This is a genomic window from Plantactinospora siamensis, assembly GCF_042434095.1.
Classification (GTDB): Bacteria; Actinomycetota; Actinomycetes; order Mycobacteriales; family Micromonosporaceae; genus KBS50.
This window is the reverse complement of record NZ_JBHLUE010000016.1, coordinates 419,512-442,884: the sequence shown is the minus strand read 5'-3', so window position 1 is coordinate 442,884 and position 23,373 is coordinate 419,512. Positions and strand designations below refer to the sequence as shown.

Genomic DNA, 23,373 nt, shown 5'->3' with positions numbered 1-23,373 from the left:
AGTAGATGCCAAAGTGATAGCTACTGTCAATAAGGGATCAGAGATCGGTGACCCCCGCCTCGGCGCGCAGCTCGGCCACCACGACCGGCAGCTCGGCCAGGAACCGTTCGACCTCCGCCTCGGTGCTGCCCGGATGCAGCGAGACCCGGACGTTGCCCTGGGTCAGCACGCCCATCGCGGCCAGCACGTGCGACGGGGTGAGCGTCGAGGAGGTGCACGAGGAGCCCGAGGAGACCGCGAAGCCGCGCCGGTCCAGCGCGTGCAGCAGCGCCTCGCCGTCGACGTACAGGCAGGAGAACGTCACCAGGTGGGGGAGCCGGCGGACCGGGTCGCCGACCACCTCGACGTCCGCGACGGTGGCCGGCACGGCCGCCCGGATCCGGTCCACCAGGGCGGACATCCGCGCGGCCGCCGCCACCGCGTCGGCCGCCACCGCGCGCAGGGCCGCGGCCGCCGCCACCACCGCGGGCAGGTCCGGCACTCCGGGGGTACGCCCGAACTCCCGCTCGTCGGCCGGGTACGGCGACTCCCACCGGGTGCCCTTGCGGACCACCAGCACCCCCACCCCGGGCGGGCCGCCCCACTTCCGGGCGCTCCCGGTGAGCACCGACCAGCCGTCCGGAACGGGCATCCGGCCGATCAGCTGGGCCGCGTCCACGTACAGCGGGACCCCGGCGGCCGCGCACGCCGCGGCCGCCTCGGGCACCGGCTGGACCGTGCCCACCTCGTGGCTGGCCCCGATGAGGGCGGCCAGCGCCACCCCCGGGCCGGACACCGCCGCGGCCCAGGCCGCCAGGTCGAGCCGGCCGAGACGGTCCACCGGCACGGGCGCCGCCGTCCCGCCGGCCGCCTCGTGCCGTTGCGCGGCGTGCAGCACCGCCGAGTGCTCGATCGCCGAGTGCACCAGGACCGCGCCGGCGCGCCGGCGCCCGGCCAACCCGCCCAGCACGGCGGCGTGCGCGGCCGGGGTGCCGCCGGCGGTGAACGAGAGCTCGTCGGGGCGTACCCGCAGCACCTCGGCCGTCGCGGCGCGCGCGGCGTCGAGCAGCTGCGCGGCCCGCCGGCCCGCCGCGTACAGCCGCGCGGGGTCGGCCCAGCCGTCCGCGAGGGCCGCAAGCAGCGCCTGCCGGGCCACCGGATGCAGCGGTACGGCGGTGGCGGCGTCCAGATAAACGGGCTCGCGGCTCATCGCGATGTCTGTTCCAGGAGCATCCGGAAACGGTATCGCCACCCGGGATGGCAAGATCTCCCCGTCGGCCGGACACCGCACCCCCGAGCCGGTCATCCTGTGAAGGTCGAGTAATCTGCGACCGTCGGTGAGGCCTTTGCCGCCGGTATGCCAGCTGTGCGGGCGGTGCGTTAGGGAGGCAGGACCAGGTGCACGCTTGGGATTCGAACGGACGGCCCTCGGCCGGTAGGCGCGCTCGCGCGGGAGGCGCGCGCCGGCTCGCCGGACTGGGTCTCGGGTCCGCGCTGCTGCTGACCCTGCTGAGCGGGTGCAACATCGGCCAGACGTTCGACGGCTTCGGGTGGCCGCAGCACGGCCTCACCCCGCAGTCAAACCGCATGTACGACCTGTGGATCGGGTCCGTCATCGCGGCCCTGGTGGTCGGCTTCTTCGTCTGGGGCCTGATCTTCTGGTGCGTGATCCGCTACCGGAAGCGCGGCGACGAGCTGCCCGCGCAGACCCGATACAACATGCCGATGGAGTTCCTCTACACGATCGCGCCGATCCTCATCGTGTGCGTGCTGTTCTACTACACGGCCATCGTGCAGACGAACGTCGACAAGCTGAACCGCAATCCGGCCGTCACGGTCGAGGTCGTGGCGTTCAAGTGGAACTGGCAGTTCAACTACCGCGACGGCCAGGGCCCCGAGGCCAAGACCGTGGCCTCCACGCTGGGCACCTCCGACGTCATCCCGATCCTCGTGCTGCCGACCGGCGAGCCGATCCGGTTCGAGGAGACCAGCCGGGACGTGATCCACTCGTTCTGGGTGCCCGAGCTGCTGTTCAAGCGGGACGTCTTCCCCGGCCCGATCCGGAACGTCTTCGAGGTCGAGGGCATCGAGTCCGAGGGCGCGTACGTGGGCCGCTGCGCCGAGCTGTGCGGCACGTACCACTCGATGATGAACTTCGAGCTGCGGGCCGTCACGCCGGACAAGTACGACCGGTTCATGGCGGCCAAGAAGGCGGGCAAGTCGACCCAGGAGGCGCTGGTCGAGATCGGCGAGCAGCCGTACGCGAAGACCACCCACCCGTTCGACACCAAGCGGAACAGCAGCAACTTCAACCAGGCCGCCGCCGCGGGCGCGGGAAACTGAGGTACTGACGATGAAGACCGAGTGGCGCATCTTCAGCGTTGTCGCGGCGTTCCTGCTGGTCGCGACCGGCCTGTACGCAGCCTGGACGGCAGGTCAGTCGGGTGGTCACGTCGAGTGGGTGGGCTCGGTGGCGCTGCTGCTGTCGTTCCTGCTGACCTCGATGCTCGGTGGCTTCTTCTGGTTCGTCGCCCGGCGCATCGAGCCGCGCCCCGAGGACCGGGCGGACGCCGAGATCTCGGACGGCGCGGGCGAGGTGGGCTTCTTCAGCCCCGGCAGCTACTGGCCGTTCGGCCTGGCCCTGGCCGCCACGGTGGCCGGCCTCGGCCTGGTGTTCTGGCAGGCCTGGCTGATCGGCGCCGGGCTGGTGGCCGTCATCTTCGCGGCCTGCGGCCTCATCTTCGAGTACTACACCGGCACCCGGCGCACCGCCGAGCACTGAGTCTTCGTACGGCCCAGGGCCGGTGACCCGTACCCGGGTCACCGGCCCTCGCCCTGTCCAACCCGCCGGCGCGTTCCGCGAGACCCGCAGACCTGGAATTTTGCTGCCCCTGCAGAGGCACCAAAGTTCCAAGATCTAGCAGCCGATTTCGGGCCGGGCCCGGGGCGGGGCCGATTTTGTCGGTGGGGTGTGGAAACTACAAGGAGGTAGTTTTCGCGGCAGTCCAGGAGGAGCCATCATGTCGACCCGAGAGTTGCCCTGCGACATCTGCGCGGAGCTCATGCTCTTCGAGGCGCCGCCCTGCGAGGACGGGCACGGCGGCGACTGCCCCGAGCTGGCCTGCGTGGGCTGTGGCACCGTCATGCTGATCGGCCCGACGCCGCTGGTGCTGGTGGAGGCCGGGTCCTCGGCGTACCGGTCCGGACGGCGCGGCACGGCCGCCGGCCGTGGCGCCCGCCGGCCGATCCGACGGACCGTACCGGCCGGTGGTCGCGTCGCGGCCTGAGCCCCTCGGTGGCCGGGCCGCGACCCCGTTCCGGCCGCGCCATGAGCCCGCGACGGCCGGGCCGCGGGCCCGAATGAGCCATCCGGCGGGGTTGGGGCGGGGGTCAGCCGTCCAGGCGGGCGGCGTGCGCCACCTCGATCCAGCGGGCCAGCGCCGCGGCGGCCGCGCCGGAATCGATCGCCGCGGCCGCCCGGTCGAGGCCGGCCCGCATGGTCTCGGCCAGGTCGCCGTCCAGTCCGCCGACCGCCGCGAGCGCGGCCGCGCTGTTGACCAGCACGGCGTCCCGGACCGGTCCCGGCTCACCGGCCAGCAGCCGCCGGGCCGCCTCGGCGTTGAAGTGGACGTCACCGCCCCGCAGGTCGCCCGGGGAGCTGCGCGGCACCCCCAGGTCGGTCGCGTCCAGCAGCGTCTCCGTGACGGCCCCGTCGCGGGCCAGCCAGAGTCGGGTGGGACCGGTGGTGGTGAACTCGTCCAGTCCGTCCTCGCCGCGCATCACCAGCACCGAGTCGCCGCGCTCGGCGAACACCGCGGCCAGCACGCCGGCCATCCGGGCGTCGAAGCAGCCGACCGCGCCCGATCGGGGTCGGCCCGGGTTGGTCAGCGGCCCGAGGAAGTTGAAGAAGCTCGGCACCCCCAGCTCGCGCCGGGTGACCGAGGCGTGCCGCATCCCCGGGTGGAACCGGGCGGCGAAGCAGAACCCGATGCCGGCCTCCGCGACGCACCGCCGCACCCCCTCCGGACCGAGGTCCAGCGGGATGCCCAGGTGTTCGAGCAGGTCGGCGGTGCCGCAGAGCGAGGAGGCCGCGCGGTTGCCGTGCTTCACCACCGGTATCCCGGCGCCGGCCAGCACGATGGCGGTCATCGTGGAGATGTTCACGGTGTGCTGACGGTCACCGCCGGTGCCGACCACGTCCACCGCTTCGGCGCGTACCGGATCGGGGAGGTCCACCAGCAGCGCCTGGCCGAGCTGCGCCTGGGCCAGGCCCAGCACCTCGGCCGGGGTTTCGCCCTTGGCCCGCAGGGCCACGGCGAAGCCGGCCATCTGCACGGGGGTGGCCGACCCGGTCATGATCTCGTTCATCGCCCAGGCCGTGTCGGCGGTGCAGAGGTTCTCCCCGGCCAGCAGCGCCGCCAGCAGGTTGGGCCAGGTCCGATCGCCCACGACGGGCCTCCCGATCCGACGAAGGGATTGCCGGGCCGGCGCGCCGGCCCGGGCCGGACTGTCCCCGCTAGCGGACCGGCGCGGCGCCCGCCGCGCGCTCGCGCAGCAGGCCGGCGACGGTCTGCCCGGTGGCCACCGGGTCCAGCGGGTGTACGAGGGTGGCGTCGACCCGGGCGTATGCGGCGAGCCAGCGGTCGGCCGCGCGGGCGATGACCACGCAGGTCGGCGGGGCGTCGGCGCGGTCGTCCTTGATCTGCCGGGCGATGCCGAGCCCGCCGCCGGGGTTGGCCTCGCCGTCGAGCAGCATCAGGTCGATCTCGTACTCGTCGACCAGCCGCACGCACTCGTCGTAGTCGCTCGCCTCGACGAACTCGACGGCGAGGTCGGGGGCGGGCCGGGTGCCCACGGCGAGCCGCATCCGGTCCCGGACGGCCTGGTCGTCGCTGTAGAGCAGGACGGTGTAAAGACGATCGCTCATCGGTCGCTGGCTCCCACGTCGTAGCTGCCGATTGATCGTACCGGTCGGCCCCCCGGCGTTCCCGTGCCCCCGGGGGGAGGGTGTTCGGCACGAAGTTGGGCACCCCGACGGTGGGCGGCGTGGATCAGGGGCAATAATGACCGCGTGACTGCGGCCCCAGCGATTGACAAGAGCCGGATCCACTCACTGACGCGTCCCAACATGGTGAGCGTCGGGACGATCGTCTGGCTCTCCAGCGAGTTGATGTTCTTCGCGGCGCTGTTCGCGATGTACTTCTCCATCCGGGCGGCGGCGCCGGACCAGTGGGCCACCCACACCGAGGTACTCAAGGTCCCGTACGCCACCGTCTTCACGGTGATCCTGGTGGCGTCCTCGGTGACCTGCCAGCTCGGCGTGTTCGCGGCGGAGAAGGGTGACGTCTTCGCGCTGCGACGCTGGTTCGCGGTGACCTTCGTGATGGGCCTGATCTTCGTGCTCGGCCAGGCCAACGAGTACCGCAACCTGGTCCACGAGGGCATCAAGATCAACGGCGACGGCTACGGCTCGATGTTCTACCTGACCACCGGGTTCCACGGCCTGCACGTCACCGGCGGCCTCATCGCCTTCATCATCTTCATGATCCGCACCACCATGGGCCGGTTCACCCCCGCCCAGGCCACCTCGGCGATCGTCGTCTCGTACTACTGGCACTTCGTCGACGTGGTGTGGATCGCGCTGTACGGCATGATCTACTGGCTTCAGTGATCTTGGCGTGTCACGTTTCGCGCCCACGCCCCGTCTGACCAACAGGTCGAAAAAACCGTTAAGGACTCAGGCCATGACTTCTGACACCCCCGACGCGCGAGCCGGCGTCGGCCGCTCGGGCCGCGGCGGGTCGCGCGGCCCGCTCGCGCGGTTGCGTCGCGGGCCGTCCGTGCCCCGGGGCCGGGAAGCTGAGCCGGTGCTCGCCTCCGCCACACCCCGGCGCCGGCTGCGGCCCGGCGGGGAAGCTGAGCCGGTGCTCGCCTCCGCCACACCCCGGCGCCGGCTGCGCCCCGGCAAGGGCCGGCGGCGGCTGGGCGCCGCCGTACGGCTGCTCGCCGCCCTCACCCTGGCCGGCGGGGCGTACTCCGTGTTCGCCCCCGGCCTGCAGGCCAGCGCCGAGGACGCCAGCCAGCTCAGCGGCGCCGCGGCCGACGGCAAGGCGCTGTACGACGTGAGCTGCGTTTCCTGTCACGGCTCGAACGCGCAGGGCGTCGAGGGCCGCGGTCCGAGCCTGGTGGGCGTGGGCTCCGCGGCGGTGGAGTTCCAGGTGGGCACCGGCCGGATGCCGATGGGTCGCCAGGAGGCCCAGGCGCAGCGCAAGCCCCCGATCTACAACGACGATCAGGTCCGGCAGCTCGGCCAGTACATCCAGGAGCTCGGCGGCGGGCCGCAGGTGCCGGGCGGGAACGTCACGGCGAACGCCGACGTGGCCGAGGGCGGCCGGCTGTTCCGGATCAACTGCTCCTCCTGCCACGCGTTCGGCGGCGGCGGCGGGGCGCTCTCGTCGGGCAAGTTCGCCCCGAGCCTGCACCCGGCCACCGACCGGCAGATCTACGCGGCCATGCTGACCGGCCCGCAGAACATGCCGGTCTTCGGCGACAACCAGTTGCGGCCGGACCAGAAGGCCGACCTGATCGCGTACGTCCAGGAGACGCTGAAGAACCAGCACACCGACCAGGGCGGCTTCAACCTCGGCCGGTACGGACCGGTGACCGAGGGCCTGGCCATCTTCCTGGTCGGGATCGTGGCCCTGGTGTTCGCCGCGCTGTGGATTGCGGGGAAGTCGTGAGCAACGAGGTGAAGCAGCAGCACGAGGGCCGGGACGGAATCGACGTCCAGGACCCGGCGGTGTCCCGGTTCCAGGTCGTCCAGGAGGGCGCCCGGCGGGACGACATCGAGATCGTCCACTACGAGCCGCCGTTCCCGGTGCCCGGCACCAAGCAGGAGCGCCGGCTGACCCGCACGCTGGCCGGGATGTTCCTGCTGGTGGGGCTGCTGGCGACGGCCTTCCTGGTGGTCTACATCTGGTGGCCCTGGCGGTTCGACAAGGACGCCTCGCGGCTCTACACCCCGCTGCTCGGCCTCACCCTCGGGCTGGCCCTGCTGCTGATCGGGTTCGGCGTGCTGGCCTGGGGCAAGAAGCTGCTGCCCAAGGAAATCTCGATCCAGGACCGGCACACCGGGCCGTCGAGCGACGACGACCGCCGGATCGCCGGGCAGACCATGCTGTACATGGCCGACGAGATCGGCGTACGCCGGCGGCCGCTGCTCGGCCTGGCGGCGCTGGCCGGGCTGGCCCCGGTCGGCGCGGTGGCCGCGGCCCCGCTGATCGGTGGGCTCATCCAGAACCCGCACAAGAACAACCAGATGTTCACCACCGGGTGGGCGCCCCGGGACGGCAACCTGATCCGGCTGACCCGCGAGGACGGCACGCCGATCCGGCCCGAGGACGTCAGCGCCGGCGGCCAGATGACGGTGTTCCCCGGCATTCCGGGCGGGCACAGCAACGAGTACGGCGACTCGCCGACGCTGCTGATCCACCTGCGCGAGGACGCCGCGCAGACGGCCCGGACCGCGAACCAGCGCAAGGGCAAGCAGGACTACATGTACGGCAACTACATCGCGTACTCGAAGATCTGCACCCACGCCGGCTGCCCCGCCAGCCTGTACGAGCAGCAGACCAACCGCCTGCTCTGCCCGTGCCACCAATCGCAGTTCCTGATCATCGACAACGCCACACCCGTCTTCGGGCCGGCCAACCGCCCGCTGCCCCAGCTGCCGCTCGACGTGGACGCTGAAGGCTTCTTCGTGGCAAAGTCGGACTACACCGAGACGGTCGGACCGGACTTCTGGGAGCGGCCATGAAACGCCGGAAGATGGACGTAAGGGCGGTCCCGGCCAAGACCGCCGAGGGCCTCGACGACCGTTTCCAGGTCGCCACCCCACTGCGCGCGCTGCTCAACAAGGTCTTCCCGGATCACTGGTCGTTCCTGCTGGGTGAGATCGCGCTCTTCTCGTTCATCGTGCTGCTGCTCACGGGCGTCTACCTGACGTTCTTCTTCGAGCCGGCGATGACCGAGGTGGTCTACAACGGCAGCTACCGGCCGCTGCAGGGCACGACCATGTCGTCCGCGTACGCGTCGAGCCTGAACCTCTCGTTCGACGTCCGCGGCGGCCTGATCATGCGGCAGATGCACCACTGGGCCGCGCTGCTGTTCATGGCCTCGATCGTCGTGCACATGCTGCGGGTCTTCTTCACCGGCGCCTTCCGCAAGCCGCGCGAGGCCAACTGGGTGATCGGCGTCCTGCTGTTCTGGATCGGCTTCCTGGCCGGCTTCACCGGCTACTCGCTGCCGGACGACGCGCTGTCCGGCACCGGCCTGCGGATCGCCTCGGCGATCATCCTGTCCATCCCGGTGATCGGCACCTGGGTCAGCTCGTCGATCTTCGGTGGCGAGTTCCCGGGCACGATCATCATCAGCCGCTTCTTCATCGCGCACGTGCTGCTGATCCCGGGCCTGCTGGTGGCGCTCATCAGCGTGCACCTCGGCCTGATCTTCAAGCAGAAGCACACCCAGTGGCCCGGCCCCGGCCGGACCAACGACAACGTCGTGGGTGAGCGGATGTTCCCGCGCTACGCGATCAAGCAGGGCGGGTTCTTCATGATCGTCTTCGGGGTCATCGCCCTGATGGGCGGTCTGTTCCAGATCAACCCGATCTGGCTGTTCGGGCCGTACGAGCCGGCGGTCGTCTCGGCGGCCAGCCAGCCCGACTGGTACGTCATGTTCCTCGACGGTTCGACGCGGCTCATGCCGGCCTGGGAGATCAACATCCCACTCGGGCACCACTACGTCATTCCGCCGATCTTCTGGCCGACCGTGGTGCTGCCGGGCATCCTGACCATGTTGCCGCTGTTCTACCCGTTCATCGAGGCACGGCGGACCAAGGACTACCGGATCCACAACCTGCTCGAACGCCCCCGGGACAATCCGGGCCGGACCGCGCTGGGCGCCATGGCCGTGGCGTTCTACATCGTGCTGACGATTTCCGGCGGCAACGACGTGATCGCGGACAAGTTCCAGATCAGCCTGAACGCGATGACCTGGGCGGGCCGGATCGGCCTGCTCATCGTGCCGCCGCTGGCGTACTACGTGGTCTACCGGCTCTGCCTGGGCCTCCAGCAGCACGACCGGGAGGTGCTGTCGCACGGCGTGGAGACCGGCATCATCCGGCGGCAGCCGGACGGCCGGTTCTACGAGGTCCACCAGCCGCTGGCCGAGGCGGCCCACGGAGACGGCCACGACGGCCACCACGAGCTGCCGTACGCCGGCTGGGTGGTGCCGAAGAAGATGAACCGGCTCGGCGCGCTGGGTCCGGCCATCCGCGGCTTCTTCAAGCCGGTCGAGGAGCCGGCCGAGGCGCCCGTCTCGCCGGGCCACCCGCCCGTGGCGGACCGGCCGGAACGGGCCGAGCTGGGAAGCCGCCAGCGCGGCAACAACTAAACCCGCACCGCCGTACCGCGGCGCCCGCCGGACCCCGGCGGGCGCCGCGCCGCATTTCCGGGCCTGAAAGGAAGGGCCCCTTATTATCGCTTTTGGTAGAGGAAGGGCCCCCTGTTAACGCCCGCGGCCCGGGAGCGCTGCGATCGCGAGCGCTGCGATGCCGGACGTCGGCCGCCGCCCCGGACGCGTTGGCTACCCGCCCGGATCACCCTCATGCCCCCTGAGCGGCACAAACATTCGCCCCGGGATCCCCGGCGTGCGGTCGCCGCAAGGGGGTACCCGTGCGGTCCAACGACCAAGGGGGGAACACCATGTTGGGGGTGAAACGGCTGGCCGTGATCGCCGGTCTGGCGGTCATCGGCCTCGTGCCGGCCGCCGCGGCCGAGGCCACCGCGGCGCAGGGCACGGCGGCGCCGTCCGGGAGCGCATCGCCGGCGCAGCAGGACACGCAGTACCTGCAGACCATCCACCAGGTCAACCTGGCGGAGATCTCGGGCGGCAACGTGGCGCAGCAGAAGGCGTCGAACCAGCAGGTCAAGGATCTGGCGACGCAGTTCGTCACCGACCACACCCAGCTCGACCAAGCCGTGCAGAGCACCGCCTCGCAGGCCGGGGTGACGCTGCCGAACGCGCCGAGCAACGACCAGCAGGCCGTGCTCAACCAGCTGCAGGGGCTGAACGGCTCGGCCTTCGACAACGCCTGGGTGACGGCCGAGCTGGCCGGCCATCAGAAGGCCATCCAGGCCACCGAGACCGAGATCAACCAGGGTTCCGACGCGGCGGTGAAGCAGCTCGCCCAGCAGGCGCTGCCGGTGCTCCAGGCACACCTGGAGTCGCTCCAGGCGCTGGCTCAGAGCCTCGGCATCGCGGTGCCGGGCGCGTCCGGCACGCCGAGCCCGGGCACCAGCTCCGGTAGCGCGAGCCCGAGCGGCAGCGCCTCGCCGGGGACCGGCGGCACCACCGAGTCGCCGGGCAACGGCGGCACGACCGAGGCCCCGACCGAGGAGCCGACCCCGGCCACCACCTGACCGGGGCACGACCGCAACAACCCAACGGGCCCGCCGGCGCAGAGCCGGCGGGCCCGGCGGCGCGCCGAGCCGGCGGGCCCGGGAGCGCGCCGAGCCGGCGGGCCAGGGTGCGCGCCCAGCCGGCGGGCCCGGGCGGCGCGGGTGCGGTGTCGCACGGGGGATCAGTCCGTGCCGGCGAGGCCGATCGCGAACGCCTCCTCCAGATCATGCTGCGAGTACGCCCGGAACGCGATGTGCGACTCGGTGTTCGTCACGCCCGGCACCTTGGAGATCCGCCCGGCGATCACCTCGGCCACCTGGTCGAACTCCCGAACCCGCACGATGGCGATCAGATCGGTGTTGCCGGCGACCGAGTAGACCTCGCTCACCCCCGGCAGCTCGGCCAGCGCCTCCGCCACCTCGGGGATCGAGTCGGTGGCGCAGTCGATCAGAACGATCGCAGTGATCACCGGTGGGCTCCTTTCCTGGGACCGCGTCGAAGACCCGTACCGTCGACTTTGCCACAGACCCTAGATCGTGCCGGCGGGCAGCGTCCGGCCGCGGCCGAACCGGACGGCGTCGGTGAGTCGCTCGTCCGGCCCGACCACCTCGCCCGGCCAGACCACCGCCCGCACGGTCGTGCCGCGGACGGTCGCGCCGGCGCCCACCACCGTCCGGTCGCAGCTGCCGGTCACCGTCGCGGTGGGATCGATCAGGTTGCGGCCGCCCGCGGCGTGCAGGTTGGCCGCCAGGTAGTCGGCGGGCGTGCCGGTGTCCAGGTACGTGCCGGCGAACGGCACGATCTCGAGGTCGCCGGCCGCCTCGGCGGGCCGCCAGACGGCCCGGACCAGATTCGGTTCCGCGCCCGACAGCCGGTCCAGATACCGGGCGGGGATCAGTGAGAAGCCGGCGAACCGGTGGCCGCTGAACTCCGCGGGTTCCGGGCCCGAGGCGGGCACCCCCAGCAGCCGTACGGTGTGGCCGTCCCAGCCGGTCAGCAGGGCGGCGATGTCCGGCCCGGGCGGCCGGTCCGGGTCGGCGAGGTACCCGTCGGCGTTGCCCACCAGCACGCCCCGGCCGGCGATCCAGTCCCGCAGCCGCGCCAGCCCGCCGGCGGTGCCCAGCGGGCCGTCCGGCTCCACCGACAGCGTGGCCCGGTCGCCGACGTGCCGCACCACCCGCTCGCCCAGGTAGCAGGCGTTGACGGCCACCGTGGCCGGGCCGGCGAGGCCGAGCCCGGCCACCCGGGCCAGCGCCCGGTCCAGCAGCGGAACGTTGCCGACCGGGCAGAGCGCCTTTGGCACCTGCTCGGTGAGCGGACGCAGTCGCCGCCCCTCGCCCGCGGCCAGCACGACCGCGCAGACCCCGGCCGCGCGGTCCCCGCCGGGTCCGGAGGGGGCGCCGGTCACGCGCCGGACCGGCGGTTGGCCGGCGCCTCCGGGCCCACCCCGTACATGCCGAGCAGCCGGGCGGTGTTCGTGGTGAGCACGGGCAGGTCGTCCACCGGATGCCAGGCCGCCTCGTACACCTCCGCGCCGTCCACGGCCAGCTGGACGCCGGACGCCGGGACGCGCGCCGTGAAGACCATGTCGACCCAGCCCCTGGCGTGCACCACGGCGTTCGGGACGGCCGGTGTGAGCTGGTCCGTCCGCAGGTGTACGCCGCTCTCCTCGGCCAGCTCGCGGGCGGCGCCGACGATCGGCGGCTCGGCCCGGCGCAGCAGGCCGGCCGGCAGCCCCCACTTCCGCCCGGGCGGTTGCCGCAGCAGCAGCAGGCGGCCCGGCTCGGCGGCGTCGGCGTCCCACACCACGGTGACCGCGCCGACGATGTACTTGGGCACGGCCAACCGCACCAGCCGGTGCCGGAACTTGAGCGGCAGCCGGTAGAAGACACGGTAGAGCGCGGCCCGGGGGAGGCGGCGGAGAGCGGCGGTCACCGTACCAGGCTAGAGGTTGCCGGTTGGCGTCCGGACGCCCAGGTCATTCCGGGTGGTCGACCAGGGCGATGAGCTGCTCCACCACGGCCTCCGGCTCGAGTGTCCGGTCGAAGACCGCGACGAGCATGGTGTCCACGTCGGGGTAGCCGCGTTCCTCGGCCAGCCGGCGCAGCGGCAGGTCGCTGGCGAGACCGCGGTTGTGCCGGCGCAGCGCCAGCCCGACCGCCGCCCGGCCCAGGCGTACCTTGTCGGCGATGGAGATGCCCGGCTCCTCGTGCTGGGCGAACCAGCGGTTGATCTGGAGCTGGGCCTGGGGCGACTTGACGAACCCCAGCCACTCCTTGCGGGGGCCCGGCGGCGCCACCGCCAGGTCCAGCTCGGCGTGCGCGTCGCCCTCGGTGAAGATCTCCACCACGTCGCCCTCGCCCAGCTCGGAGCCCAGCGGGGCCAGCCTGCCGTTGATCTTGGCGGCCAGGCAGTGGTCGCCGCGATGCGGGCCCAGCTCGTACGCCAGGTCGACCGGGGTCGAGCCGGCCGGCAGCACCACCTGCCGGCCCTCGGCGAAGACCTGTACCTGCGACTCGGCCAGGTCGCAGCGCAGCGACTGGAGGAACAGGGTGGGGTCCGCCGTCTCCTGCTCCCAGTCGAGCACCCGGCGCAGCCAGTCGAGCTGTTCGGCGCTCGGTGTGGAACCGGCGTCCGGTTGCGGGTAGCGGAAGTCGGCCGCGACGCCGTACTCCGCGGACCGGTGCATGGCGCGGGTGCGGATCAGCACCTCCACCGAGCTGTCGTCCGGGCCGCAGACCGTGGTGTGCAGGGAGCGGTAGAGGTTGTTCTTGGGCGAGGCGATGTAGTCCTTGAACCGGCCCGGGACCGGCCGCCACAGTCCGTGGATCGCGCCCAGCGCCGCGTAGCACTCGTTGTCCGGCCCGTCCACCACGATTGAGATGCGGGGCAGGTCCACCGGGGTCGGCTGGCCGGCCGCCACCGTGTCCTTCCAGATCGAGTAGACGTGCCGGGGCCTGGCCTGCACGTCGGCGTCGATCCGGTCCCGGCGCAGCACCACCCGGGCCTCGCGGACCACCCGGGTCAGGTACGACTCCCGGGCGGGCTGGCCGGCCGCCACGTGCGCCTGGATCCGGGCGAACTCCTCGGGCTCCAGGTGCATCAGCACCGCGTCGTCGAGTTCCCGCTTGAGCATCTGGATGCCCAGCCGGTCGCAGAGCGGGACCAGCACCTCGGCGGTGGCCCGGGCGATCCGGGCGCGGGAGGCGGGGGAGCGGGCGTCGAGGGTCCGCATGTTGTGCAGCCGGTCGGCGAGCTTGATGATCAGAACCCGGACGTCCTTGCCGGCCGCGATGATCATCTTTCGGATCGTCTCGGCCTCGGCGGCCTTGCCGTAGAACTCCTTGTCGAACTTCGTCACCCCGTCGACCAGCAGCGCCACCTCGGACCCGAAGTCGCCGTCCAGCGCGTCCAGCGTGTAGCGGGTGTCCTCCACGGTGTCGTGCAGCAGGGCCGCCACCAGCGTGGTGGTGTCCATCCCCAGCTCGGCGCAGATCTGCGCGACCGCCAGCGGGTGGGTGATGTACGGCTCCCCGCTCTTGCGGAACTGCCCCCGGTGCATGCTCTCGGCGATCGCGTACGCCCGGCGCAGGGCCGCGGCGTCCGCGCCGGAGTGCACGGCCCGGTGCGTACGGACCATGGTGGTGACCGGGTCGCCGTCGGCCGGCGGCCAGGACAGCAGCGTGCGCAGCCGCCGGGCCAGCGGGAAGTCCACGGGGAGGGAACCGCCGAGAGCGGCGCCGCGACCGGCGTCGACGTCCACCCGGGACACCTCCTCACCGGGCCATGCCGCCACCGCTCGCGCGAAGGTGCGACAGCGGGCCACGAATCGGGCACGAATGCACTTCTCTACCAGAGTAAGCGAGCAAGGGTCGGCCGATCGGGTCGTTACTCATCGTCGTTCGGACAACAGTTGGCCGGCGGCCGATTCGGCCCTGGTCAACAGCTCGCGGAACCGGGCCGCGCCGTTGACCGGGGAGGACCACGGGTCGGACGCTTCCACCAGCCGGGTTTCCGGTCGTTCCAACCAGGACAGGATCCGCTCGGACTCCTCGGCCGTGGCGTTGGGGATCGGGCCGGACCCCGGCATGACCGTCTCGGCGGTGGCCAACACCTGCTTCAGGGTGGCCCGGGGCGGCATGCCCGGCCTGGCCAGGGCGGCCCCGGCGAGCCGGCCGTGCCGGACCACCACCAGCTCCCAACCGCCGTCCGCGGTGCGCCGGGCGGCGGACAACTCGGCGATCCGGGCCAGCCCGAGCAGGCGCTGCATCCGTACAGTGGCCCGCAGCACCGCCGCGAGCCGGCCACGGACCACGGCGGCCTCCTCGTACCGCTGGGCGGCCGAGAGCGTCTCGATCCGGGCCAGCAGCGCGGCCACCACCGCGCCCGGGTCGCCGGTGGTGGCCCGCCGGAACGCCCCGGCCGCGCGCTGCTCGTAGTCGGCCACCGAGATCCGGTGCTCGCACGGCGCCGCGCACCGGCCCAGCTCGGCCAGCGCGCAGGCCGGCAGCGTGCTGCGGGTGGACAGCCGGTGGGTGCACTGGCGCAGCGGCAGCGCGTCGTGCATCGCGGCCGCCGCCAGCTCCGCGGCGCGCCGGGAGGTGAACGGGCCCAGGTAAGCCTCGTCGCCGGCCGGCAGCTTGGCCACCATCGACAGCCGCGGATAGGCCTCGGTGGTCAGCTTCAGCCACACCACCCGCTGGGGATACTTCGACCGCCGGTTGTACGGCGGGGCGTGCGCGGCGATCAGCCGCAGCTCGCGTACCTCGGCCTCCAGCGCGTGCGCGCACTCGACCGTGTCGACCCGCTCGGCCGCGGCCAGCATCTCGGACATCCGAGCCCGCTTCTCGGCCGCGGTGAAGTAGCTGCGCACCCGGGTGGCGATGTCGCCGGAGGTGCCGACGTACAGCGGGCGGCCGTCACCGGCCCGGAAGATGTAGACGCCCGGAACCCGGGGCAGCCCCTCGGCCAGGTGCCGCTTGCGGCGCTGCACCGGGCTCACCGCCCGGCAGAACTCGATGGCCTCGCCGATCGTGTGCACCCGGTGCCCGCCCAGCCGGCCGATCAGCCCGTGCAGCACGTCGACGGTGGCCTCGGCGTCGGCCAGCGCGCGGTGGCTGGGCTGCCGGGGGGTCCGGAAGTAGGCGGCGAGCGTGCCCAGCTTGCGGTTGGGCACCTCGTCGGCGGTGAGCACCCGGCGAGCCAGGGCCGCGGTGTCCAACACCCGCGGGTTGGGCCAGGCGTATCCGTGCCGGGCGCAGGCGGCCTTGAGAAACCCCACGTCGTACGGGGCGTTGTGCGCCACCAGCACCGCGTCGCGGAGGAACTCCAGCAGGCTCGGCAGCACCTCCTCGATGGGCGGGGCGGGCAGCAGCATGGCCTGGGTGATCCCGGTCAGCACGGTGATGAACGGCGGGATGGGCTCGCCCGGGTTGACGAGCGTGGCCAGCACGCCCAGCTCCTCGCCGCCGCGCACCTTGACGGCGCCCACCTCGGTGATGCCGCCGCCGTCCGGCGCGCCACCGGTGGTCTCCAGGTCCAGCACCACGAAGGTGGTCTGATGCAGCGGCAGCTCGTCGGGGATGCCGGCCGAGGGGTCGAGCAGGCCGTCGAGGGTGCCCTGCAGGTATTGCGGTTGCGCCACGGCGGGCAGGTTAGAAGCCCCGTACGACACTTCCGGCGCGCGGGGGTCGGATCGGGCCGGAACCACGCAGCTCACCGCATCGGTGGACTCAGCGGGCGGTCAGCTGGACGGCGGTGGGAGACTTGACAGATGTCGCACCCCGAGCCCCGCCCGCACGGTCCCGCCGATCCGGCGGCCACCGGGGCGACCGGCGGTTCGGGCCCGTGGGCGGGAGGCGCGGACGCGGCGTCCGAGCCGGCCGACGCCCTCGTACCGGGGCCGGACGGCTATCCCCAGGGCGAGACGGCCGCCCCGGAGGACGCCCTCGACGGTGAGCCGGCGGGCGTCCTCGCCGGCGGCCCGGCGGGTGATCCGGTGGACGCCCTCGACGCCGACCCGGAGGGAGCGGAGCCGGCGCTGCCCGAATCGGCCCGGCAGCGGGTCATCGCCCTGGCCGCCGCGGCCCTGCCCGCCCTGCCGGTCGAGGAGATGCCGGTGCCGCTGCGGCGGGTGGCCAAGTTCGCCCCGAACCGGCGCGCCCGGCTCGGCGGGGCGGCGATCGCCACCCAGCTCGCGGCCGATCCGCTGTTCCGGCAGCGGGTCGGGTCGCGGGTGCTCGGCGAGGCCGGCGAGCTCGGCGCGGCCGTGCGGGCCGGCACGGTTCCCGCGGCCGCCGATCCGGTGCAGGTGGCCGCCCTGGCCTACCTGATCCGCCCGGTGGGCTGGCGTGATCTCGTCGAAGCCAGCGGCGCGGCGGTGCGGGCCGAGGCCGACAGCGCCCAGATCGCGGCCCAGGTGCGGGAGGCCGAACAGCGCGCCGCACGGGCCGAGCACGACCGCGCGGTGGCCCGGGTCGAGGCCGACAAGCTGCGTGACGAGCTGGCCCGGGGCCGCGAGGAGCTGGGCCAGCTGCGCGAGGAGACCCGGGTGCAGTCCCGCGCGCTGCGCGAGGCCCAGGCCCAGCAGCGCCGGCTCAGCGAGTTGCTGGCCACCGAGAAGGGTCGTGCCAACCGGGCCACGGCCGATCACGACGCCGAGCTGCGCCGGCTGCGGGCGAAGCTGGCCGAGGCCGAGAGCGTGGCCGGGGCGGCCCGGCAGAGCGCGAAGGATGCCCGGTCGGTCGCCGACGCCCGGCTGTGGCTGCTGCTGGAGACCATCGGCCAGGCGGCCATGGGGCTGCGCCGGGAGCTGGCCCTCGACCCCGCGGACCGGCTGCCGGCCGACTTCGTCGCGGACGAGTTCGCGGACCGGCCCGGCGACCGGGCGCCGACCCGGGCCGGGGCGCGGGCGCTGGACGCCGACGACCCGGCCCGGCTGGACGAGCTGCTGGCGCTGCCCCGGGCGCACCTGGTGGTGGACGGTTACAACGTCACCAAGCGGGGTTTCGGGGAGATGTCGCTGGAACAGCAGCGCAAGCGGCTCATCACCGGGCTGGGTGGGCTGGCCGCCCGGACCGGGGACGAGGTGACCGTGGTGTTCGACGGGGCGGAGCGGGTGCACGGGCTGCCGCCCGCCCCGCGCGGGGTCCGGGTGCTGTTCTCCCGCAAGGGAGAGACGGCCGACGAGCTGATTCGCCGGCTGGTCCGCGCCGAGCCGGCCGGGCGCCCGCTGGTCGTGATCTCCTCCGACCGGGAGGTGGCCGACGGAGTACGCCGGCACGGCGCGTACCCGCTCAGCGCCGACACCCTGCTCCGCCGCCTCGCCCGCTCCTGACCACCCCTCCACTCGCCTGCCCCCCTCCCGCCCTGCCCCTCCCGCGCCCTGCCCTTCCGCGCCCGCCCCGCCCGCCTCCTCGCCTCCGTCGATCTTGCAGTTGTGGCCGTGCATTTGCGGCTTCTGTGGCGTTTCGTACGGGCCCGAAGTGCAAGATCGACAAAGGGGACGGGGTGGGGGGTTCGTCCCTGGTGGAGCGCGGTGGCGGGTTTGTCGTACCCCCGGAATACCGTCTATGTCACGGACGGTGGCCAGGTCGTCAGTCGGGGCTGCCGACGCACGCGAGGAGAGGCGAAACGATGCTCATCGACTGCGACACCTGCGTCGCCCGCGAGCGGGGCTGCCCCGGCTGCCTGGTGCGCGCCCTGGATGAGGTGCCGGACGCCGAGCTCACCCCCGCCGAGGAACGCGCCATCGAGGTGTTCGCCCGGGCCGGGTTTGATGTCGAGGTGCTGAGCGCCCCGCCACCCGCCGCGACCAGGCTGACCCGGCGGTCCGGGCGCCGCCGGCACGTGGCCTGAGCCGCCGGCACGTGGCGTGAGCCGCCGGCACGTGGCGTGAGGCGGCGGCACGTGGCGTGAGCCGCCGGGGGTGGCGTGAGGCGGCGGCACGTGGCCTGAGCCGCCGGGGCGGGGCCTGAGCCGCCCCCGGCACGTGGCGTGAGGCGGCGGCACGTGGCGTGAGCCGCCGCCCGGATCCGCGGTGGGCGAGGCCGCCCATAGGATGGGCCGACGCGCACCGGCGGCGGGAGGAGCTGCGCTGATGAGTCCACGGGCGTGGGCGGTGGCGACCCTCATCGGGCTCGCGGTGGCCCTCCTGCTCGCGGCGGTCCTGCTGGTTCCGTGGAGCCGGCCGCCGGCGCCGCGCGCCGACCAGCTGGCCGCGCTGCGCGAGCTGCCGGCCGCCCAGGTCGCCCGGGCGCGGGCCTTCGCCGGGGCGCTGCGCCCCGCCGGGTACGCCTCGACCGCGATCGGCCTCGTCGTCGCGCTCCTGCTCGGGCTCACCCCGCTGGGCGCCGGACTGGTGCGCCTGGTCGGCCGGCCGTTCGGGCAGCACTGGATCGCCGAGGCGGTCCTCGGCGGCCTCGCCGTGATCTTTCTGGCCGATCTGGTGACGCTTCCGGTCGCGGCCTGGCGGCACACGGTCGTGGTCCGGTACGGCATCTCCACCCAGGGCTGGGGCGGCTGGGTCGGCGACCTGCTGCGGTCGTACGCGGTGACGGCCGTGATCGGCGCGGTGGCCCTGTTCGCCTTCTACGCGGTGACCAGGCTGTCCCCGCGCTGGTGGTGGGCCTTCGGCGCGGCCGGCGCGGCGCTGCTCGTGACGCTGCTGTCGTTCATCCTGCCGGTGCTGGTGGAGCCGGTCTTCAACCGCTTCACCCCGATGCCGGCAAGCCCGCTGCGCACCGAGCTGCTGGCGCTGGCCGACCGGGACGGGGTGCCGGTGCGGGATGTCCTGGTGGCCGACGCCTCCCGGCGCACCCGGGCGGTCAACGCCTACGTGTCGGGCCTCGGGCCGACGCGGCGGATCGTCGTCTACGACACCCTGCTCCGGGAGGCGACGCCGGCGGAGGTCACCAGCGTGGTGGCCCACGAACTCGGGCACGCCCGGGACCGGGACGTGTTCACCGGGACGCTGCTCGGCGCGCTGGCCGCGGCCCTCGCCGTGGTCGCGATCTATCTGCTGGGGGAGTGGGCCGGGCTGCTCCGCGCGGCCGGGGTGACCGGCATCGCGCTGCCGCGGGCCCTGCCGCTGCTGCTCGCCGTGCTCGCGGTGGCGGGGGTGGTGGCCGCGCCCGTGCAGGCGCTGGTCTCCCGGCGGCTGGAGGCCCGGGCGGACGCGCACGCGCTGGCCCTGACCGACGACCCGGACACCTTCGCGGCCATGCAGCAGCGGCTGTCGATGGTCAACCTGAGCGATCCCGACCCGCCCCGGTGGGCGTACCTCTACTCGGCGAGCCATCCGTCCACGGTGGAGCGGATGGCGGCGGCCCGGGCGTACGCGCGGCGGTCCGGCCGGTGAACCGTACGCTGCTCGTCACCAACGACTTCCCGCCCCGGCACGGCGGCATCCAGCTCTTCGTCCACCGGCTCGCGCTCGGCCAGCCGGCCGACTCCGTCGTGGTGTACGCCTCCACCTGGCGCGGCGCCGAGGCGTTCGACGCGGAGCAGCCGTTCGAGGTGGTCCGCGAACCGACCTCGGTGCTGTTGCCCACCCCCGGGGTGGCCCGGCGGGCCGCCGAACTGGCCCGGGACCGCGGCTGCGACACCGTCTGGTTCGGCGCCGCGGCCCCGCTCGGGCTGCTGGCCACCGGCCTGCGCCGGCGGGCCGGCGTGGACCGGGTGGTGGCGCTGACCCACGGACACGAGGCCGGCTGGACCACCGTGCCCGGCACCGGGCCCCTGCTGCGCCGGATCGCGCGCGGCGCCGACGTGGTGACATACCTCGGCGACTACCAGCGACGCCGGCTCGAGCCGGTGATGGGCGGGCTGACCGAACTGCGCCGGCTCGCGCCGGGGGTCGATGTCGATGCCTACCATCCCGGGGTCGACGGCGCCGCGGTGCGGGCCCGGTACGGCCTGGCCGGCCGGCCCGTGGTGGTGTGCGTCTCCCGGCTGGTGCCGCGCAAGGGTCAGGACTCGCTGATCCGGGCGCTGCCGGCGGTCCGGCGTCGGGTGCCGGACGCGGCCCTGCTGCTGGTGAGCGGCGGCCCGTACCGGTCCACCCTGGAACGGCTGGCCCGGGAGACCGGGGTGGAGCGCGACGTGGTGTTCACCGGTTCGGTGCCGTGGGCGGAGTTGCCCGAGCACTACGCGGCCGGCGATGTGTACGCGATGCCGTGCCGCACCCGCAACCGGGGCCTGGACGTGGAGGGACTCGGCATCGTCTACCTGGAGGCGTCCGCCACCGGGCTGCCGGTGGTGGCGGGTGACTCCGGCGGCGCGCCGGACGCGGTACGCGACGGCGAGACCGGTTACGTGGTCGGTGGGCGGGACGGCGCGGCCCTGGTTGATCGACTGGTCAGTCTGCTCACTGACCGGCAGCTGGCGGCCCGGATGGGCGCGGCCGGACGGTCCTGGGTGGACCGGGAGTGGCGCTGGGACCGGCAGTCCGCCCGGCTCACCGAGCTGCTCGCCGGCTGACCACCGCCCCGGCTGACCGCCGGGGCAGCTGGGTCACCGCGATCCCGCGCTCCCGGTACGGACCTGATGCCGAAGCCGGCGCGGGCGACCGGAAGCGCGGGTCGCGGCGGGTGTCAGAACTTGGGGGCGTCGGGCGCCTCGAGCAGCCCGAGCCGCAGCGCCGTCATGAGCGCCTGCGCCCGGTTGGCCGCGCCCAGCTTCTCGTAGAGCTTCGAGATGTGCGTCTTGGCGGTCGACTCGCTCACGAACAGCTGCTTGGCGATGCCGGCCACGCTCATGCCGTCGGCCAGCAGCCGGAGCACCTGGCCCTCGCGCGGGCTCAGCTGCGGCCCGGACGGGGCGAGCCGGCGCTTCATGGCCTCGGCCAGGTCCGCGGCGGTGAACGCGCTGGGCGACGAGGCCGCGTGCCGGGCGGCGGCCACCACCTCGTCGGCCGGGGCGGTCTTGGGCACGAACGCGCTGGCGCCGGCCTCCAGGGCGCCGAACAGCTGGTCGTCGCCGGCGTACATGGTCAGCACCACGATTCCCATGGTGGCGCTGGACTTGCGCAGCGCCCGGGTGGCCTCCAGCCCGCTGCCGTCGGGCAGCCGGAGATCCATGATCACCACGTCGGGTTGCAGCGCCCCCGCCTGCCGAACCCCCTCCGCGGCGGTGGCGGCCTCGCCGACCACCTCGAACTGCCGGTCCCGCTCGAAGGCGTGCCGCAGTCCCTTGCGGATCAGATCGTGATCGTCGACGAGCAGGACCTTGGTGCGGGTCGTCGGCATGGGGCTGGTGGTCATGTTCCGGGTTACTCCCCTTCTGGTGCGGTGCTACCGCGCACGTTATCTCGCCGAGGGGACGTTCCGACCACCACTGCGACGGTGGTGCCGCTCGGGTGGCGCGGACTGATCTCCAGCCGGCCCCGGATACGTTCCGCCCTCTCTGCCATGATCGCAAGACCGTACCGTCCGTCGGGCCGCTGGTCAGCGATGCCCTGACCATCATCCGACACTTCAATTCGGGCGTACGGGGGGTCCACCTCGCAGGTGACCCAGAGGTTTGCGGCACTCGCGTGCTTTCGGGCGTTCGTGACCGCTTCCTGTGCGATCCGCAGCAGCTCCGCCTCGGTGGCGGCCGGCAGCCGCGCGGTCGACTCGTCGAGCGAGAGATGCACCCGCAGCCCGGCCGACGCGCCCACCGTCCGGGCGTACTCGGCGATCGCGGCGGCCAGCCCGCCGTGCCGGTCGACCTCGCTGCGCAGCTCGAACAGGCTCAGCCGCAGCTCCGTGATCACCCGGGTGACCTCGCCGCGCAGCGTACGCAGCGACTCCTCGGTCTCCTTGGCGTCGGAGTGCACCGTGGCCAGCGCGTTGTCGATGCCGTAGCCGACCATCACCAGCTCCTGCGCCACCCCGTCGTGGATCTCCCGGGCCAGCCGCTGCCGTTCCTCGTTGGTGGCCAGCGACCGCACCTCGTCGAACAGCAGGGCGGCCTCCAGCCGCAGCGCGGCCGGGTCGGTCAGCGCCCGTACCCGGGCCACCACCGGCGACGGGTAGGCGTTGGCCACGTCGGCCTCCAACGTCACCAGCCCGACGGTCCGCACGCCGGCCACCAGCGGTACGACCAGCGCCGACACCTCCCCGCCGGGATGCGAGCGGGCCTGCGAGCGGTGCGCCGTCTGCGGCTGCTGGCTGGCCCAGGCGTCGGCGATGGCCGAGTCGGCGTCCAGCGTCGTCTCCCAGTCCACCCGGTCGGCGCCGCGCTGGGCCAGCACCACCAGGCGGCCACCGCCGCTGGCCGACAGCACCGCGGCCCGGTCGGCCCGGGTCACCGTGAGCAACTCCTCCACCAGGTGCTCGGAGATCCCGCCCGGATCGAGGGTGGCGCCCGGAAGCTGTCGGGCCACGCTGCGCAGCTGGGTGAGCAGCCGGGTGGCCTCGGCGTACGGCTGGGGCTCGGCGGCCCCGCGTGCCCGCACCACCCGCTGGAAGGTGGCGGCCGCGTACAGGCCGAGCGCGGCCAGGATCAGCCACTGCGCGCAGACCGCGAGATACCAGGGCTGGGCCAGCTGCCGCTGCCCGCCGGACGTGGTGAGCGCCCCGCCCACCAGCAGGACGGCCGCGGTGACCCCGAGCAGGGCGGCGCCCTCGCGGGTGCGCCGGCTCAGCGCGGTCACGGTGAGCGGCACCGCGAGGTACGGCAGGATCGCCGACGCTCCCCAGCCGCCGCCGGTGACGGCCACGGCCGCCACCTGGCTGGCGGCCAGCCCGATGATCACCGCTTCGGCGAACCGGCCGAGCGGTCCGAGCAGCGCGTGCCGGGGGGCCAGCACCGCCGGGATGCCGGCGACCGCGAGCAGCACCACCCAGACCAGCTGGCCCATCTCGCGCGTCGCCACCAGGGTGAGGATCGCGACCAGACCGAGCATGACGATGCGGGCGGTCGCCGCGAGGGGGCGCGGGCGGAGGCGGG

General features: G+C 73.5%; 22 protein-coding genes. 12 read left to right on the top strand and 10 right to left on the bottom strand.

The window, feature by feature from the left end; translation table 11 throughout:
• Window positions 1-37 precede the first annotated feature (37 nt).
• Window positions 38-1,189 (bottom strand): cysteine desulfurase family protein, encoded by a 1,152-nt coding sequence (locus ACFFHU_RS19425; RefSeq protein WP_377340869.1) that lies wholly within the window; start codon window positions 1,187-1,189, stop codon window positions 38-40.
• Between the two features lie 188 nt (window positions 1,190-1,377).
• Between ACFFHU_RS19425 and ctaC the strand changes: the two genes are divergently transcribed.
• From ctaC to ACFFHU_RS19410, 3 genes are all read left to right on the top strand, one after another.
• A complete protein-coding gene (gene ctaC / locus ACFFHU_RS19420; RefSeq protein WP_377340868.1) occupies window positions 1,378-2,322 on the top strand; it encodes an aa3-type cytochrome oxidase subunit II in 945 nt (314 codons plus the stop codon).
• A gap of 10 nt (window positions 2,323-2,332) precedes the next feature.
• A complete protein-coding gene (locus ACFFHU_RS19415; RefSeq protein WP_377340866.1) occupies window positions 2,333-2,761 on the top strand; it encodes a cytochrome c oxidase subunit 4 in 429 nt (142 codons plus the stop codon).
• A 238-nt stretch (window positions 2,762-2,999) separates the two neighbouring features.
• Entirely contained in the window at window positions 3,000-3,266 is a 267-nt protein-coding gene (locus tag ACFFHU_RS19410; protein WP_377340863.1) for a hypothetical protein, read from the top strand.
• Between the two features lie 103 nt (window positions 3,267-3,369).
• Here ACFFHU_RS19410 and trpD read toward each other — a convergent pair whose 3' ends face one another.
• Window positions 3,370-4,428, bottom strand: coding sequence for an anthranilate phosphoribosyltransferase (gene trpD, locus ACFFHU_RS19405; RefSeq protein ID WP_377340861.1), 1,059 nt, complete (start codon window positions 4,426-4,428; stop codon window positions 3,370-3,372).
• A 67-nt stretch (window positions 4,429-4,495) separates the two neighbouring features.
• A complete protein-coding gene (locus ACFFHU_RS19400) occupies window positions 4,496-4,906 on the bottom strand; it encodes a response regulator (protein WP_377340859.1) in 411 nt (136 codons plus the stop codon).
• A gap of 144 nt (window positions 4,907-5,050) precedes the next feature.
• Between ACFFHU_RS19400 and ctaE the strand changes: the two genes are divergently transcribed.
• The 5 genes from ctaE to ACFFHU_RS19375 all read left to right on the top strand — a co-directional run bounded on the left by ctaE (window position 5,051) and on the right by ACFFHU_RS19375 (window position 10,460).
• Complete coding sequence (ctaE, locus tag ACFFHU_RS19395; protein WP_377340858.1) at window positions 5,051-5,650, top strand: aa3-type cytochrome oxidase subunit III; 600 nt, start codon at window positions 5,051-5,053, stop codon at window positions 5,648-5,650.
• A 73-nt stretch (window positions 5,651-5,723) separates the two neighbouring features.
• Complete coding sequence (gene qcrC, locus ACFFHU_RS19390) at window positions 5,724-6,719, top strand: cytochrome bc1 complex diheme cytochrome c subunit (protein ID WP_377340857.1); 996 nt, start codon at window positions 5,724-5,726, stop codon at window positions 6,717-6,719.
• A complete protein-coding gene (gene qcrA / locus ACFFHU_RS19385) occupies window positions 6,716-7,795 on the top strand; it encodes a cytochrome bc1 complex Rieske iron-sulfur subunit (RefSeq protein WP_377340856.1) in 1,080 nt (359 codons plus the stop codon). The genes qcrC and qcrA overlap by 4 nt, the downstream gene beginning before the upstream one ends.
• Complete coding sequence (gene qcrB, locus ACFFHU_RS19380; protein WP_377340854.1) at window positions 7,792-9,432, top strand: cytochrome bc1 complex cytochrome b subunit; 1,641 nt, start codon at window positions 7,792-7,794, stop codon at window positions 9,430-9,432. The genes qcrA and qcrB overlap by 4 nt, the downstream gene beginning before the upstream one ends.
• A 311-nt stretch (window positions 9,433-9,743) precedes the next feature.
• Window positions 9,744-10,460 carry a DUF4142 domain-containing protein gene (locus tag ACFFHU_RS19375; RefSeq protein ID WP_377340852.1) on the top strand — a complete coding sequence of 239 codons (717 nt, stop codon included), beginning with the start codon at window positions 9,744-9,746 and terminating at the stop codon, window positions 10,458-10,460.
• Window positions 10,461-10,621: 161 nt separating this feature from the next.
• Here the strand turns inward: ACFFHU_RS19375 and ACFFHU_RS19370 are convergent, their stop codons facing one another.
• From ACFFHU_RS19370 to ACFFHU_RS19350, 5 genes are all read right to left on the bottom strand, one after another.
• Complete coding sequence (locus ACFFHU_RS19370; protein WP_377340851.1) at window positions 10,622-10,909, bottom strand: Lrp/AsnC family transcriptional regulator; 288 nt, start codon at window positions 10,907-10,909, stop codon at window positions 10,622-10,624.
• 60 nt (window positions 10,910-10,969) lie between these two features.
• Window positions 10,970-11,848, bottom strand: a complete 879-nt coding sequence (locus tag ACFFHU_RS19365) for a nucleotidyltransferase family protein (RefSeq protein ID WP_377340850.1) — start codon at window positions 11,846-11,848, stop codon at window positions 10,970-10,972.
• Entirely contained in the window at window positions 11,845-12,375 is a 531-nt protein-coding gene (locus tag ACFFHU_RS19360) for an NUDIX hydrolase (RefSeq protein ID WP_377340848.1), read from the bottom strand. Before ACFFHU_RS19360 ends, ACFFHU_RS19365 begins: the two co-directional genes overlap by 4 nt.
• 43 nt (window positions 12,376-12,418) lie before the next feature.
• The gene (locus tag ACFFHU_RS19355) at window positions 12,419-14,203 is read right to left on the bottom strand and encodes a RelA/SpoT family protein (RefSeq protein WP_377340846.1); all 1,785 of its coding nucleotides are present in this window, start codon (window positions 14,201-14,203) and stop codon (window positions 12,419-12,421) included.
• A 129-nt stretch (window positions 14,204-14,332) separates the two neighbouring features.
• Window positions 14,333-16,066, bottom strand: a complete 1,734-nt coding sequence (locus ACFFHU_RS19350) for a DEDD exonuclease domain-containing protein (protein WP_377341227.1) — start codon at window positions 16,064-16,066, stop codon at window positions 14,333-14,335.
• 147 nt (window positions 16,067-16,213) lie between these two features.
• Here ACFFHU_RS19350 and ACFFHU_RS19345 point away from each other — a divergent pair, with 147 nt between their 5' ends.
• From ACFFHU_RS19345 to ACFFHU_RS19330, 4 genes are all read left to right on the top strand, one after another.
• Window positions 16,214-17,776, top strand: coding sequence for an NYN domain-containing protein (locus ACFFHU_RS19345; protein ID WP_377340844.1), 1,563 nt, complete (start codon window positions 16,214-16,216; stop codon window positions 17,774-17,776).
• Window positions 17,777-18,075: 299 nt separating this feature from the next.
• Window positions 18,076-18,297, top strand: a complete 222-nt coding sequence (locus ACFFHU_RS19340; RefSeq protein ID WP_377340842.1) for a hypothetical protein — start codon at window positions 18,076-18,078, stop codon at window positions 18,295-18,297.
• 241 nt (window positions 18,298-18,538) lie between these two features.
• A complete protein-coding gene (locus tag ACFFHU_RS19335) occupies window positions 18,539-19,798 on the top strand; it encodes a M48 family metalloprotease (protein WP_377340840.1) in 1,260 nt (419 codons plus the stop codon).
• On the top strand, window positions 19,795-20,919 hold the full coding sequence (locus ACFFHU_RS19330; RefSeq protein WP_377340838.1) for a glycosyltransferase family 4 protein: 1,125 nt from the start codon (window positions 19,795-19,797) through the stop codon (window positions 20,917-20,919). Before ACFFHU_RS19335 ends, ACFFHU_RS19330 begins: the two co-directional genes overlap by 4 nt.
• Window positions 20,920-21,032: 113 nt before the next feature.
• On the opposite strand, the gene ACFFHU_RS19325 is transcribed toward ACFFHU_RS19330, so the two are convergent.
• A complete protein-coding gene (locus ACFFHU_RS19325) occupies window positions 21,033-21,701 on the bottom strand; it encodes a response regulator transcription factor (protein ID WP_091557164.1) in 669 nt (222 codons plus the stop codon).
• 8 nt (window positions 21,702-21,709) lie between these two features.
• Window positions 21,710-23,329 carry a GAF domain-containing sensor histidine kinase gene (locus ACFFHU_RS19320; RefSeq protein ID WP_377341226.1) on the bottom strand — a complete coding sequence of 540 codons (1,620 nt, stop codon included), beginning with the start codon at window positions 23,327-23,329 and terminating at the stop codon, window positions 21,710-21,712.
• Between the last annotated feature and the right edge of the window lie 44 nt (window positions 23,330-23,373).

Excerpts from the sequence above, each read along its gene's own strand:
- ACFFHU_RS19425 (WP_377340869.1), bottom strand. The coding sequence starts at position 1,189 with ATGAGCCGCGAGCCCGTTTATCTGGACGCCGCCACCGCCGTACCGCTG.
- ACFFHU_RS19415 (WP_377340866.1), top strand. The coding sequence starts at position 2,333 with ATGAAGACCGAGTGGCGCATCTTCAGCGTTGTCGCGGCGTTCCTGCTG.
- ACFFHU_RS19410 (WP_377340863.1), top strand. The coding sequence starts at position 3,000 with ATGTCGACCCGAGAGTTGCCCTGCGACATCTGCGCGGAGCTCATGCTC.
- ACFFHU_RS19400 (WP_377340859.1), bottom strand. The coding sequence starts at position 4,906 with ATGAGCGATCGTCTTTACACCGTCCTGCTCTACAGCGACGACCAGGCC.
- qcrC (WP_377340857.1), top strand. The coding sequence starts at position 5,724 with ATGACTTCTGACACCCCCGACGCGCGAGCCGGCGTCGGCCGCTCGGGC.
- qcrB (WP_377340854.1), top strand. The coding sequence starts at position 7,792 with ATGAAACGCCGGAAGATGGACGTAAGGGCGGTCCCGGCCAAGACCGCC.
- ACFFHU_RS19375 (WP_377340852.1), top strand. The coding sequence starts at position 9,744 with ATGTTGGGGGTGAAACGGCTGGCCGTGATCGCCGGTCTGGCGGTCATC.
- ACFFHU_RS19345 (WP_377340844.1), top strand. The coding sequence starts at position 16,214 with ATGTCGCACCCCGAGCCCCGCCCGCACGGTCCCGCCGATCCGGCGGCC.
- ACFFHU_RS19340 (WP_377340842.1), top strand. The coding sequence starts at position 18,076 with ATGCTCATCGACTGCGACACCTGCGTCGCCCGCGAGCGGGGCTGCCCC.
- ACFFHU_RS19335 (WP_377340840.1), top strand. The coding sequence starts at position 18,539 with ATGAGTCCACGGGCGTGGGCGGTGGCGACCCTCATCGGGCTCGCGGTG.
- ACFFHU_RS19325 (WP_091557164.1), bottom strand. The coding sequence starts at position 21,701 with ATGACCACCAGCCCCATGCCGACGACCCGCACCAAGGTCCTGCTCGTC.
- ACFFHU_RS19320 (WP_377341226.1), bottom strand. The coding sequence starts at position 23,329 with ATGCTCGGTCTGGTCGCGATCCTCACCCTGGTGGCGACGCGCGAGATG.